General features: G+C 71.6%; 11 protein-coding genes and 1 tRNA gene. 3 read left to right on the forward strand and 9 right to left on the reverse strand.

The genetic code is table 11. From position 1 onward, the window contains the following. The first annotated feature begins 19 nt into the window (after positions 1–19). A complete protein-coding gene (locus ACF1AK_RS02155) occupies positions 20–832 on the forward strand; it encodes an inositol monophosphatase family protein (RefSeq protein ID WP_391496845.1) in 813 nt (270 codons plus the stop codon). A 12-nt stretch (positions 833–844) separates the two neighbouring features. Here ACF1AK_RS02155 and ACF1AK_RS02160 read toward each other — a convergent pair whose 3' ends face one another. From ACF1AK_RS02160 to ACF1AK_RS02175, 4 genes are all read right to left on the reverse strand, one after another. Then, a complete protein-coding gene (locus ACF1AK_RS02160) occupies positions 845–2,506 on the reverse strand; it encodes an acyl-CoA dehydrogenase family protein (protein WP_391496846.1) in 1,662 nt (553 codons plus the stop codon). Then, complete coding sequence (locus ACF1AK_RS02165; RefSeq protein ID WP_391496847.1) at positions 2,490–3,119, reverse strand: TetR/AcrR family transcriptional regulator; 630 nt, start codon at positions 3,117–3,119, stop codon at positions 2,490–2,492. The genes ACF1AK_RS02160 and ACF1AK_RS02165 overlap by 17 nt, the downstream gene beginning before the upstream one ends. A gap of 212 nt (positions 3,120–3,331) precedes the next feature. After that, entirely contained in the window at positions 3,332–4,807 is a 1,476-nt protein-coding gene (locus ACF1AK_RS02170) for a S28 family serine protease (RefSeq protein ID WP_391497343.1), read from the reverse strand. Between the two features lie 164 nt (positions 4,808–4,971). After that, the gene (locus ACF1AK_RS02175) at positions 4,972–5,901 is read right to left on the reverse strand and encodes a serine protease (protein WP_391496848.1); all 930 of its coding nucleotides are present in this window, start codon (positions 5,899–5,901) and stop codon (positions 4,972–4,974) included. 178 nt (positions 5,902–6,079) lie between these two features. Between ACF1AK_RS02175 and ACF1AK_RS02180 the strand changes: the two genes are divergently transcribed. Then, entirely contained in the window at positions 6,080–6,952 is an 873-nt protein-coding gene (locus ACF1AK_RS02180; protein WP_391496849.1) for a metallophosphoesterase family protein, read from the forward strand. Between the two features lie 54 nt (positions 6,953–7,006). Here the strand turns inward: ACF1AK_RS02180 and ACF1AK_RS02185 are convergent, their stop codons facing one another. The 5 genes from ACF1AK_RS02185 to ACF1AK_RS02205 all read right to left on the reverse strand — a co-directional run bounded on the left by ACF1AK_RS02185 (position 7,007) and on the right by ACF1AK_RS02205 (position 12,134). After that, a complete protein-coding gene (locus ACF1AK_RS02185) occupies positions 7,007–9,562 on the reverse strand; it encodes an ATP-dependent Clp protease ATP-binding subunit (RefSeq protein WP_391497344.1) in 2,556 nt (851 codons plus the stop codon). A 411-nt stretch (positions 9,563–9,973) separates the two neighbouring features. Then, positions 9,974–10,054, reverse strand: a tRNA-Val gene (locus ACF1AK_RS02190). Positions 10,055–10,200: 146 nt separating this feature from the next. Beyond that, positions 10,201–10,917, reverse strand: a complete 717-nt coding sequence (locus tag ACF1AK_RS02195) for a hypothetical protein (protein ID WP_391496850.1) — start codon at positions 10,915–10,917, stop codon at positions 10,201–10,203. Next, positions 10,890–11,312: a RusA family crossover junction endodeoxyribonuclease gene (locus ACF1AK_RS02200; protein WP_391496851.1), complete on the reverse strand. Its 423-nt coding sequence runs from the start codon at positions 11,310–11,312 to the stop codon at positions 10,890–10,892. The genes ACF1AK_RS02195 and ACF1AK_RS02200 overlap by 28 nt, the downstream gene beginning before the upstream one ends. A gap of 480 nt (positions 11,313–11,792) precedes the next feature. Continuing rightward, positions 11,793–12,134 (reverse strand): DNA mismatch repair protein MutT, encoded by a 342-nt coding sequence (locus tag ACF1AK_RS02205; RefSeq protein WP_391497345.1) that lies wholly within the window; start codon positions 12,132–12,134, stop codon positions 11,793–11,795. Here ACF1AK_RS02205 and ACF1AK_RS02210 point away from each other — a divergent pair. Continuing rightward, the gene (locus tag ACF1AK_RS02210; protein WP_391497346.1) at positions 12,054–12,395 is read left to right on the forward strand and encodes a hypothetical protein; all 342 of its coding nucleotides are present in this window, start codon (positions 12,054–12,056) and stop codon (positions 12,393–12,395) included. The two genes, ACF1AK_RS02205 and ACF1AK_RS02210, sit on opposite strands and share 81 nt — an antisense overlap. Positions 12,396–12,398 lie beyond the last annotated feature (3 nt).

The following is a 12,398-nucleotide window of genomic DNA, read 5'->3' on the forward strand; positions in this document are numbered from 1 at the left end:
GACGAACGGGAGAGGGACGATGGGCGACGACGAGGTGCGGGAACTGCGCGGGCTGCTGGCGGGCGTGGAGACGGCGGTCCGGGCGGTCGGCGCGGGGCTGGCCGCCCGTCGGCCGGACGGGCCCGCCCCGGTGTCCACCCTGGCGCGGGCGAGGGCGCGGTTCGCCGCGCTGGACGGCCCGGCGTCCGCCGAACTCCGCTCCCGGCTGGGCGCGTTGCACCCCGGGGCGGGCTGGGTGGACGGCGAGCTGGAGGGCGCGGTGCCCGCCGAGGGCGAGTGGTGGCTCTGTGACGCCACCGACGGTGCGGTGCAGTACCTGCTCGGGCTGCCGCAGTGGGCGGTGACCTCGACGCTGCTGCGGGACGGCGCGGCGGTGCTGGCCGTGGTGCACGCCCCGCAGCTCGGCGCCACCTACCGCGCGGTGCGCGGCGGCGGCGCGGAGCTGGACGGGCGGCCGATCGCGGTCGCGGAACGGGAGTTGGCGGTGACGGTGGCCGGGACCAGCCAGCCGCCGCTGGTCTCGCGGGACCCGGTGGCGCTGCGCCGGGCGGGCGCCTCGCTGTCGGTGATGGCGGGCGCGGTGCCGGCGGTGCGCAACCTCGGGCCGACCTCGCTCCAGGTGGCCCAGGTCGGCTCCGGACACCTGGGACTGTTCTGGGAGTTCGGGCCCGACGCGCCCAATCTGCTGCCCGGCGCGCTGGTCGCGGCGGAGGCGGGCGCGACGGTGACGGACGCCGCCGGCGCCGCCTGGACGCCCGTCGCGGACGGCTTCCTGGCCGCCGCGCCCGGCCTGCACGCCCGGGCGCTCCCGCTGCTCAGTGGAATTGACTGAACCTCACATCCGCTACAGCGAGGCCGCGTTGTCGGGGCCGGCGGCGGGCACCGGCTTGGCGCGGTCGATGATCGCCGCGGCGTCCGGGCCGGGCGGCAGGGTGCCGAAGGCCGCGCCGTGGTCACCGCCGAGCCGGGAGGCGCAGAACGCGTCGGCCACCGCCGGATCGCCGTACCGGACGAGCAGCGAGCCCTGGAAGGCCAGCGCCATCGCCTCCACCAGCCGGCGGGTGCGGTACTCCAGCTGGTCGAGGTCGGTGAGCTGCTTGCGCAGCCCGGCCACGGCCGCGTCCAGGCGGCGGTCGGCGCCCGCGGCGGCGTCCAGCTCGCCGAGGAAGGCGTCGACCGTCTCCGGGCGCTTGGCCATGGCGCGCAGCGCGTCCAGGGCGGCGACGTTGCCGGAGCCCTCCCAGATGGAGACCAGCGGCGCCTCCCGGTAGAGCCGGGGCATGCCGGATTCCTCGACGTAGCCGTTGCCGCCCAGGCACTCCAGGGCCTCGGCGGCGTGCGCCGGGCCGCGTTTGCAGACCCAGTACTTGGCGACGGCCAGGCCGAGCCGGCGCACCAGCGCCTCCTGCTCGTCCCCGGCGAGCGCGGCGTCGGTGGCCTGGGCGAGCCGCATCGCCACCGTGGTCGCCGCCTCGGACTCGACGACCAGGTCGGCGAGCACGTTGCGCATCAGCGGCTGGTCGGCCAGCGCCTTGCCGAAGGCGCGGCGGTGCAGGGCGTGCTGCACGGCCCGGGTGGCGCCGAGCCGCATGCCGGAGGCGGCGCCGATGGTGCAGTCCAGGCGCGTCATGTTGACCATCTCGATGATGGTCCGCACGCCCCGGCCCTCCTCCCCCACCAGCAGGCCGTACGCCTCGTCGTACTCGATCTCGGCGGAGGCGTTGGACTTGTTGCCGAGCTTGTCCTTGAGCCGTTGCAGGTGCAGCCGGTTGCGGGTGCCGTCGGGCAGGACGCGTGGCAGCAGGAAGCAGCTGAGGCCGCCGGGCGCCTGGGCGAGGGTGAGGAAGAGGTCGGACATCGGCGCCGAGGTGAACCACTTGTGGCCGGTCAGCCGGTAGCCGCCGTCCGGCTGCGGGACGGCGGTGGTGGTGTTGGTGCGGACGTCGGAGCCGCCCTGCTTCTCGGTCATCGACATGCCGGCGATCAGCCCGCGTTTGCCGTGCGGCTCGCGCAGGCCGAAGTCGTACGTGGTGGCGGCGAGCAGCGGCTCGAACTCGGCGGCCAGCGCCGGGGTGGCGCGCAGCGCGGGGACGGCGGCGTAGGTCATCGAGACCGGGCAGGTGTGGCCGGCCTCGACCTGGCCCCAGACGTAGAACTTGGCGGCGCGGGCGGTGTGCGCGCCGGGGCGCTCGTCCCGCCAGGGGGCGGCGTGCAGGCCGTGGCCGACGGCCGTGCGCATCAGCTCGTGCCAGTACGGGTGGAACTCGACCTCGTCGATCCGGTGGCCGAAGCGGTCGTGGGTGCGCAGCACCGGCGGGTTCTCGTTGGCCAGCCGGCCCCACTCGGCGGCCTGCTCGGAGCCGGCCAGCCGGCCGAGTCCGCGCAGTTCTGGCTCGGCCCAGCCGGCGCCGGCCCGGTGCAGCGCGGCGAGCAGCGCGGGGTCGGCGGAGGTGTCGTGCCCGTACGGCGGCGGGACCTGGTTGGTGACCTCATGCGTCGCTGGCATCGCGTTCTCCAAGGGCTCGGAGGGTGAAGGAGACGAGGGCGGGGACCACGGCGCCGGGGGCGGTCCCGGGGTCGGGCGGGGGGACGGCGGCGAGCGGGCCGGTGAGCGCCTCGGCGGTCGCGCCGACGATCGCGGCGGCGGTGAGCTGCGGGTCCTGGGGCGGCAGCTGCCCCGCGGCGAGGGCGGCGGCGATCTCGGCGGCGAGCACGTCGCGGAAGGTGCGGCGGAAGACCAGGCGTTCGGCGTCCACCACGGTGTCGGCCGGTTCGACCAGCAGGGCGTGGGCGAGCCGGGGGGCGCGCAGGGCGCGGGCGGCGAAGGTCTCCACGACGGCCGCGATGCGCTCCCGGGGGGTGTCGTGGCGGGCCACGGCCTCGTGCACGGCGGCGACCTCCCGGGTGACCACCCGGCGGAAGAGCTCGACGGAGAGGTCGGCCTTGCTCGCGAAGTGCCGGTACATCGAGCCGGTGGCGATCCCGGCCCGTTCGGCGACGGCGGCCATGCTGCAGCCGCCGTAGCCGCGCTCGGCGAGCAGGCCGACCGCGGCCTGGAGCACCGCCTCGCGCTGGGCGTCCAGGCGGGCTTGCACGGCGGGGGTGCGTCGGTAGGCCATGCAAGCATTGAAGCACTGATTCACTGCTTCGGGGAGGGGGTGCGCGGGGGCCCGCAGGATCGCGCAGGGCCCGCAGGATCGCGCAGGGGTGCGCGTGGGTGCGCGTCATTGCGCGCGGGTGCGCGCGGCCGGGGACGGCGAAGGGCCGCCCGGCGGCCGGGCGGCCCTTCGTCGTGCTTCGGTCGGGTGGGACCGGACGTGCGCCGGACGGACTACAGCCGGACGCGGTCCTGCCGCAGCCCCGCCTCGTCCAGCGGGCCGATCGGCGGCACCTGGTACCCGCCGCTCAGCGCGCGGGCGGCGTCGGCGCCGAGGCCGGCCCACTCCAGCACCTTGGCGGTGGCCGCCGCGGAGTCCCCGGCCGGGAGCCCGGCGATGTTCGAGCCGTGGTTGCCGCCGGGCACGGTGTAGACGTAGCTGTCCTCGCTGCCCCGGCCGAGGCGGAACGGCTCGGCGCCCCACGGGTCGTTCTGGCCGTAGACGAAGATGATCCGCTCGGCGGAGCCGCGCACCCAGCGGTCGATGTCGCGCATGGCGGACGGGTCGAAACGCATCGGGATGCTGCGCGGCACGTAGGTGCGCGGCGCGTACAGCTCCTTGTAGTCGTAGTGCAGCACGCCGGCGAGGTGCGAGACGTCGAAGGCGGGCGAGCCCAGCTCGGTGCCGGCCTGGTAGTAGTACGCGGTGTACCCCGCGAGCGCCTGGTCGCTGTTGCCGGTGATGCCGACCTGCGCGTCGAGCCAGGCGTACAGCGCGTCGTCGGTGCCGGCGGCGCCCGGGACCTTCGCGCAGTCGGCCGCCAGGCTGTACTGCCAGAACGCCCAGACCGAGTCCAGCACGGCGAGCTCGTAGGCCCGGTCGGCGCTGCCGATGGTGGTGAAGGTGGAGCCGGCGGCGGCGTTGTCGGCGGCGTAGCGGGCCTCCAGCCGGTCACGGCGGACCAGCAGTTCGCGCTGGGTGGCGTTCAGCGCGGCCCGGCACTCGGGGGTGCCGACGGTGCGGAAGAACCGGCTGTACGCGGAGTCCTCGCGGTCGTCGACGTCGTTCGGCGCGACATAGGCGATGGTGCCGGCCACGTCGTCGGGGAAGAAGCGGCGGTGGTAGGTGGAGGACATGCCGCCCTTGGAGCCGCCGGTGGAGAGCCACTCCTCCTGGTAGATCCGCTTCAGTGCGGTGATCAGCCGGTGTGCGTCGGTGGCCGCCTGCTTGATGCCGGCCTTCGTCCAGTCGGCGGGGGCGGGCCGGGACGGCGTGAAGTAGCGGTACTCGATGGAGACCTGGTTGCCGTCGACCAGCCGGGTCGGCTCGGTGCGGGTCGGCGCGGTGCGCAGCGTGTAGCCGTTGGTGAAGAAGACGGTCGGCCGGTCGTAGCCGCGGTGCAGCACGCTGAGGCGCTGCTGGAAGGTGCCCAGCCAGGGGCGGTTGTGGTCGACCGGCTGGGTGTAGGTCAGCAGGAAGAAACGGTGGCCGGTGGTGGTGGGCTGCTCCTCGGTGACGGTCATGCCGGGGATCGCCGCCAGCCGGGCCTTCACGTCGGCCGACGGGTCGTCGGCGGGCGAGCCGGGCCGGGCGGCCGCGGCGGCTGCGGCGGCTGCGGCGGCGTCGGTCCCGGTGGCGAGGGCCGTCGGGGCCAGGCCGAGGCCGAGCAGCGGTATCAGCAGAACGGCGACCAGCAGCCTTCTCATCATGGTGGTCATCAACTCTCCATCGGGTCAACGGAACTGGGTGGTGCCGTGGTCCGTACTACTCTCCGGCAGCCGGTGGTCGGCCGCCGGGCGGACCGGCCGTCCGATAGACGGCCGAATGGGCCACCCGCCGGTCGCGGATGGCCCATCGGGGGCGAACGTGCTGGTCAGGGGCGAGGCAGGGTGCAGCCGGCCTTCGTCAGGTCGAGCCTGTTGCCGGTGCTGAAGCAGGCGGGGATGAGGTACGTCTCCTGGGCGTAGCCGATGCCCCGGCGGACCGTCACCGTGCCGTTCTGGTCCACCTCGCACGGGTTGTTCAGGGTGCAGCGCTGGCCGCTCTCGTTGATGGTGTTGTTCACCGCGACGACCTGGCCGCTGGTGGCGTCGACGACCGGCGAGCCGGAGGTGCCGCCGATGACGTTGCACCCGGAGGTGTAGCGGAGGGAGTCCTTGAAGGTCCAGTCCGCTTCCTTGAGCCGGTAGGCGAAGCCGTCGGCCGAGCAGGAGTAGATCCGCTTCCAGTACCCGGAGACCACCCTGATCGAGGTGCCCTGGACGGGGTGGGTGGCCGCGACGGTCAGCGGGGCGATGCCGTAGCCCGACTGGATGGCGGCGTAGGTGGTGTTCAGCTGGTAGATCGACACGTCGGTGTCGGTCATGGTGCCGTAGACCAGCTTGGTGGCGCGCAGGGTGCCGGCCGAACCGCCGCTCGCGTTCAGCAGCGTGAAGGTGCGGCTGGAGGCCTGGTTGACGACCACCTGGCCGGGGCCGGGCATGCCGGTCTCCAGGCAGTGGCCGTTGGAGAGCACCAGCGCCGGGTCGTTGGCGGTGGAGGCGGGGAACCGGACGAGCGAGCCGGAACAGTTGCTGAGGGCCACGGTGCCGGCGAAGGTGACGGCGGCGAGCTTGCCGGCCTGCGCCGGCTCGCTGCCGACGGGTGCGGCGGCGGTGGCGGCGGTCGCGGCGTTCACGGCGGTCGCGGCGGCGGGCACTGCGGCCGTACCGGCGGGCGCGGCGGTGGCGGCCGGGGCTCCGGCGAGGGCGGTCGCCCCGGCGGTCAGGAGCGCGGCCAGCATGCCTATGAGCGGCTTCTTCATGAGAGACCTCTCGGTGTGGGGGTGCCCCAAAGCTGGCGCGGACATGACGCCCTGTCAAGGGATCGGGCGCCGGACCGGGTTCCGGACACCGTGTTCCGGCCGACCGACTCCCGCACGCCCCCGCGACGGCCCCGGTACTGTGGCCGGGACGACAGGGACGACCACCTGGGGGGCTCACATGGCCGGTGACAACCACGCGGACGGCGCGCGACGGGGAGGGACCGGCGGCCGGCTGCTCGCCGTGAGCGACCTGCACGTCTCCTACCAGCAGAACCGTGACCTCGTCGAACAGGTGCGGCCCGGCTCGCCCGAGGACTGGCTGATCGTGGCCGGTGACGTGGCCGAGTCCACCACCACCATCCGCTGGGCCCTGGGCCTGCTCGCCGAACGCTTCGCCAAGGTCATCTGGGCCCCCGGCAACCACGAGCTGTGGACCCACCCCAGCGACCCGGTCCAACTGCGCGGCGTCGAGCGCTACGAGCACCTGCTCGGCATCTGCCGCGAGTTCGGCGTGGTCACCCCCGAGGACCCGTACCCCGTGTGGACCGGCGCGGGCGGCCCGGTCGCGGTCGCCCCGCTGTTCCTGCTGTACGACTACTCCTTCCGGGCCCCCGGCACCACCACCAAGGAGGAGTCACTGGCCGCCGCCTACGACTCCGGTGTGGTCTGCGCCGACGAGCGCTTCCTCCACCCGGACCCGTACCCGGACCGTGACTCCTGGTGCCGCGAACGCGTCCGGCTGACCGAGAAGCGGCTCGCCGAACACGACCCCGGGCTCCCGCTGGTGCTGGTCAACCACTACCCGTTGGTCCGGCAGCCCACCGAGATCCTCTGGTACCCCGAGTTCGCCCAGTGGTGCGGCACCGAGCTGACCGCGGACTGGCACCGCCGGTTCAACACCGCCACGATGATCTACGGGCATCTGCACATCCCCCGGCGCACCAGCTACGACGGGGTCCCGTTCGAGGAGGTGTCGCTCGGCTACCCGCGCGAGTGGGGCAAGCGCGGCGTGCCGGACCCGCTGCTGCGCGAGGTCTTCCCCGGCGCCTGACGGACGGCGGGCGGCGCGCCGGTCGCTCCCGGCGCGCCGCCCGTCACCCCCGCCCTACTCCCCCTGGTTCCCCTGGTTCCCCTCCGCCCCCGCCCCCGCCCCCTGCCCCTGCTCCTGCTCACCGTTGCTGCCCTCGGGCCGCGCCAGCACGACCCTCAGCTCGCCGTCCGACACCTCCGCCACGAGCGTGTCCCCCTCCCGCACGGTGCCGTCCAGCAGCAGGTTGGAGATCCGGTTGTCCAGCTCTTGCTGGATCGTCCGCCGCAGCGGCCGGGCCCCGAACTCCGGCTGGTAGCCGCGGTTCACCAGCCACTCCTTCGCCCCCTGCGTCACCTCCAGCGCGACGTTCTGGGCCCTGAGCCGGCGCCGGGAGCGGTCCAGCAGCAGGTCCACCACCTGGAGCAGGTCCTGGCGGGTGAGCGCGTGGAAGACGATCACCTCGTCGATCCGGTTCAGGAACTCCGGCCGGAACTGCCCCCGCAGGTCCCGCATCAGGTCGTCCCGGATCTCGTCCACGGCACCCGCGTGATCGAGGATCCGCTGCGAGCCGATGTTGCTCGTCATGATCACCACGGTGTTGCGGAAGTCGACCGTCCGGCCCTGCGCATCCGTCAGCCGCCCGTCGTCCAGCACCTGGAGCAGCAGGTTGAAGACGTCCGGATGGGCCTTCTCCACCTCGTCGAAGAGCAGCACGCTGTACGGCTTGCGGCGCACCGCCTCGGTGAGCTGGCCCGCCTCGTCGTAGCCGACGTACCCGGGCGGGGAGCCGACCAGCCGGGAGACGGTGTGCTTCTCCTGGAACTCGCTCATGTCGAAGCGGATCATCCGGTCCGGGTCGCCGAACAGCAGCGCGGCCAGTGCCTTCGCCAGCTCGGTCTTGCCGACGCCGGTCGGGCCGAGGAACAGGAACGAGCCGGTCGGCCGGTCCGGGTCGCCCATCCCCGCCCGGCCCCGGCGCACCGCCTGGGCTACCGCGGTGACCGCCTGGTCCTGGCCGATCACCTTCTCGTGCAGGTGCTCCTCCAGCCTCAGCAGCCGCTCCCGCTCGGTCGCGTTCAGCTCGGCGACCGGGATGCCGGTGCGGCCGGAGAGCACCTGGGCGATGTCGTCCGCGGTGACCGCCACGACCTCCTCGCGCGACTCGGCGATCGCGGACAGCTCGTCCTCGGTCTGCCGCAGTTCGGTCTTCAGGTTGGCGGCCCGAACGAACTCCTCGTCCGCCACCGCCTCCTCCAGCTCGCGGCGCAGCTTGGTGATCCGGTCCTGGACCGGCATCGCGACCGTCGAGCCGCTCAGGCTGCGCAGCCGCACCCGGGCGCCGGCCTGGTCCAGCAGGTCGATCGCCTTGTCCGGCAGGAAGCGGTCGCTGACGTAGCGGTCGGAGAGGCTCGCGGCCGCGTCCAGCGCCTCGTCGGTGAACCGCACCTGGTGGTGCGCCTCGTAGGCGTCGCGCAGGCCGTGGAGGATCTCGACCGTCTCCTCGACGCTCGGCTCCGGCACCAGCACCGGCTGGAAGCGGCGCTCCAGCGCGGCGTCCTTCTCGATGTGCTTGCGGTACTCGTCCAGGGTGGTCGCGCCGACCACGCTCAGCTCGCCGCGGGCCAGCGCCGGTTTGAGGATGTTGCCCGCGTCCATCGAGCCCTCGCCGCCGCTGCCCGCGCCGACCACGGTGTGCAGCTCGTCGAGGAACAGGATCACGCTCTGCTCGGCCGCCGTGACCTCGTCGATCACGCTCTTCAGCCGCTCCTCGAACTCGCCCCGGTACTTGGAGCCGGCCACCAGCGCGGTGAGGTCCAGGGTGACGACCCGCTTCTCCTTGAGGCTCTGCGGCACGTCGCCGGAGACGATCCGCTGCGCCAGGCCCTCCACGATCGCCGTCTTCCCGACCCCCGGCTCGCCGATCAGCACCGGGTTGTTCTTGGTCCGGCGGGAGAGGATCTCGACGGTCTGCTCGATCTCCCCGGCCCGGCCCACCACCGGGTCCAGCCGGCCCGCCCGGGCCTCCTCGGTGAGGTCGCGCCCGTACTCGTCCAGGGTGGGCGTCCGGCTCTGCCCGGCCCCGCTCCGCTCCCCGCCCGTCCCGCGCCCGTCCAGCACCGTGCGCAGCGCCTCCTGCGAGGGCGCGACATTGCGCAGCGCCGCACCGGCCCCCGAGCGCTCCTCCTCCAGCAGCGCGCCGAGGATGTGCTCCGGCCCGATGTACGAGGCCCCGGCCCCCTGCGAGCGGGCGTGCGCGGCCAGCAGCGCCCGTTTGGCGGCCGGCGTCAGCGCGGGCCGCCCGTCGGCCGCCGGCACCCCGCTCCCGTCCCCGGCCGGCAGGACCTTGTCCAGATCACCCGCCAGCCGGTCCGGATCGATCCCGGCCCGCTCCAGCATCCGGCGCGCCGGCTCCACCCGGGTGGCCGCCCACACCAGGTGCGCGGTGTCGAGATCACTGCTCCCGTCCTCGGCCGCCCGCTGGGCCGCCGAGGACAGTAACTCCTGGGCCGACTCACTGAGCAGCCGCCCGATCGGCACCCGCTGCACGGCGGGCGGCGAAGCCAGCGGGCTCATCCCGAAGAACCGGCTGAGCAGATCGGAGAAGGGGTCGTTCGACCCGAACGGCGGCATGGTCACGGAGGCTCACCTCTCCCAAACGGTTAGCGCCCACACAAACACACCCCGCCACCCCCCGCCTCCCGAAACCGACCCCCGGGGACCGCCCGCCACGAGCCGTCCCGCCCCGAGGCGAGAACAGCGCCACTCCTCCGCCGTCGTCGGACAGCTGAGTCGTCCCTGCTCATCACAACAGGTACGCCGAGTGATCGGCTCTGGACTTTCAGGCCGGCCGCTGGAGGATGCCAGGCCTCCGGGAACGACAGGCGGACTTGACCCGACTGAGCGTCAACGCCTGACCGCACACCCCCGCAGAATCCGCCCCTCACTCCTCGCCCGGCAGCAGACACGGGACGGGTGAAGCCATAGAAACGATCAAGGGCCAGTTCGGGAGGATCGTGCCTCCGAACTGGCCCTTCGCATCGGTGGGCGCGGACGGTTTCGAGCCGCCGACATCTGCTTTGTAAGAGCAGCGTCCGGCTGTACGGCCTGACCTGCACCTCGCGCGACCTGCCCGCTCCCCGGCCACCGCACCGCCGGCACCCGCGACTGACCGCCACGTACCGCCCGATCTGGCACGCCTGTGGCACGCCCCTATGCGCGATCCGCAATCCGATGCACACCGGGCATGCGCCTCGCTCCTGATCGACAGCCTAGGCTGGACTACTACCCTGATGCCCAAGAGAGACCTCAGCAGAGGCAGTTCGCAACTCTCCGTCCACCTGCCGAGCCAGCTCACCAAGCGCCGACACGTCAGCAGCTGTTACAGGCGCCTCTAGTACACCGCCATGCGCCAGCACGTTCCGCATGGACTGATATCGAGAAATCTCCGAATATCGCCCAGCATCCAGATACCCTTCTGAGACCAACAGGGCAGCCATTGCCGACGAGTTTGGCGTGTACCTCAATCCGAGCCTCTCGCACCACCTACCCAAGGTAAGCTCTAGTGCAGATGCGACAAGAACGAAGGCCGAAGAAACAAAATATGGATTTCGCGAATCGACACCCATATCGGCCATTTGAATTGCCGATGAAATCCGATTATGAATGTCATCATCACTATCCGGCAAGACGATCTCAGGAGCAGATAGGATGACAACCTCAAGGTCCCACCCTTCAATCCCCTGAATCCTCCGCCGCAGATCCTCAATTGCGCGAAGCTTATCCTTCGATCGCGCAAGGCTTCCTCGTGCGACGACCTCATATACGATTCCCCCGTCGGGCCCCTTCGCGATCGCATCAAACTCACGCCCTGGCGACACCGAGAACGGCAGATCATCCGGCCCAGGGTTAACAATCATGACCCAGCCTTCAGGCAGCCTGGAGGCCCGCTCCCGCAAAGCTAGCTGCTCGGCTCGGCGCCAATCCATGGCAGCTCCTCCTGACTCATCGCCTCAGCGATAGAAACATAAACGAACGGATCACCGGCAATGACATGCGGCAGAATAATCGCCGGGGGGTTGCGGATAGACAAAGTTCCGGAGATATCCCTGCGGGAGCCAGAGACATCCTGCACCTGACTGTCATCTGCAATCACTTCCGGATGAATACCGTCCAGGATTCTCTTCAGCATGTTGTCGACGTCAAGGCTATCCTCAACATGGAAGAAGACCACGGACACAGCAACATCAGAGATTATTGGGAATCCCTCGGCCGGGAGGTTCCGAGTCGCATGTTCTCGAACAGTGGCAATCCACTGCTTCTTTCCGGGGCCCTTCGCGTTGACTGAAATGGGAATTCCCGGTACGACAAATTCCCACTTCATTCATCCGCCCCACGACCGCTGAATAAGTTGCTCGCCTAGGCCATCATGCCACTCACGCGAGCCTGTCACCAGTCTCAAGCCGACCCCCTGCGTCCCGCGCAGGCGGCGGAGCGGTTTTGGCCGGTGTCCTGTCTGGTCTGGGGTCGAGCATGATCGGGGGGCCGTAAGCTGTTGCGACTCGGTCAGGGCTTTTGGGCCTGACCGCAATTTGGCCGAGTGGCCCCCCGGTCTTGCTCGACGCGGGTCCCAGTCCGGAGAGGTGGGTAAAACCGCGGAGCCGCCCGCCCCAGCCATCGCAGGCTCTGGCCTCAGCCGCCCTGCGCGGCCGGCCGCCGCCGGAGCGGGGCGAAGACAGGAGCGGCGGCGAGCGGCAGGGCCGCGCGCTGGCGCGCCGTGCGCGCCCTTGATGAAGTAGAGAAAGTCGTAACAACTCCTCCTCGAACTCCACCCAGTGGTTAGAATTCTAACGCTCGCCGGGGCTCAGCCTGCGGCCCGTCCACCTAGCAACTGCCGGCCGTCGTGGGTCCGGATGCTCGGGGCCGCATCGCTCCGGAGGGCGTCCAGCACGCGGACCGCGAAGACCTCGCCCATACGCTCCTCGACCTCGCCCGGGGTGAGCCAGTCGACCGCGGTGGACTCGTCGGAGAGCTGCTCGGTGCCCCCTTCGGGGTGGCAGCGGAAGACCAGGGCGACGACCCCGCGCGTCACGTTCTTACCGCCTCTTCTAGAGGAGAAGCAGCCATTGCTGTGTTCAAGGTCGACACCTCCACCGCGTTCGTGTTCGTCGCCGTCCCGCCGGCGCCGAAGGTGGTGAACCGGCAGACCGGGGAGATCGCGGTCGACAAGGAGACGGGCGCCCGAATGATGACCGTCGGGCTGACGATCGCGGACGACGGTGAGGCCAACCTCTACACCGTGTCCGTGCCGGAGACCGGGATCTCGGACGGGCTGGGCGTCGGTATGCCGGTCGCACTGACCGGGCTGAAGGCGCGGGACTGGGAGAACGAGTTCAACGGCCAGAAGCGGCACGGGATCTCGTTCCGCGCGGCGGCGGTCACCTCGCTCGTTCCGGTTCAGGGCTGACGG

This window comes from Kitasatospora sp. NPDC015120 (assembly GCF_043080305.1).
GTDB lineage: Bacteria > Actinomycetota > Actinomycetes > Streptomycetales > Streptomycetaceae > Kitasatospora.

What these genes read in the sequence shown, in the direction of transcription:
- ACF1AK_RS02200 (WP_391496851.1), bottom strand. Translation starts at nt 11,312, where the DNA reads ATGAAGTGGGAATTTGTCGTACCGGGAATTCCCATTTCAGTCAACGCG.
- ACF1AK_RS02165 (WP_391496847.1), bottom strand. Translation starts at nt 3,119, where the DNA reads ATGGCCTACCGACGCACCCCCGCCGTGCAAGCCCGCCTGGACGCCCAG.
- ACF1AK_RS02195 (WP_391496850.1), bottom strand. Translation starts at nt 10,917, where the DNA reads ATGGATTGGCGCCGAGCCGAGCAGCTAGCTTTGCGGGAGCGGGCCTCC.
- ACF1AK_RS02170 (WP_391497343.1), bottom strand. Translation starts at nt 4,807, where the DNA reads ATGATGAGAAGGCTGCTGGTCGCCGTTCTGCTGATACCGCTGCTCGGC.
- ACF1AK_RS02160 (WP_391496846.1), bottom strand. Translation starts at nt 2,506, where the DNA reads ATGCCAGCGACGCATGAGGTCACCAACCAGGTCCCGCCGCCGTACGGG.
- ACF1AK_RS02175 (WP_391496848.1), bottom strand. Translation starts at nt 5,901, where the DNA reads ATGAAGAAGCCGCTCATAGGCATGCTGGCCGCGCTCCTGACCGCCGGG.
- ACF1AK_RS02155 (WP_391496845.1), top strand. Translation starts at nt 20, where the DNA reads ATGGGCGACGACGAGGTGCGGGAACTGCGCGGGCTGCTGGCGGGCGTG.
- ACF1AK_RS02185 (WP_391497344.1), bottom strand. Translation starts at nt 9,562, where the DNA reads ATGCCGCCGTTCGGGTCGAACGACCCCTTCTCCGATCTGCTCAGCCGG.
- ACF1AK_RS02180 (WP_391496849.1), top strand. Translation starts at nt 6,080, where the DNA reads ATGGCCGGTGACAACCACGCGGACGGCGCGCGACGGGGAGGGACCGGC.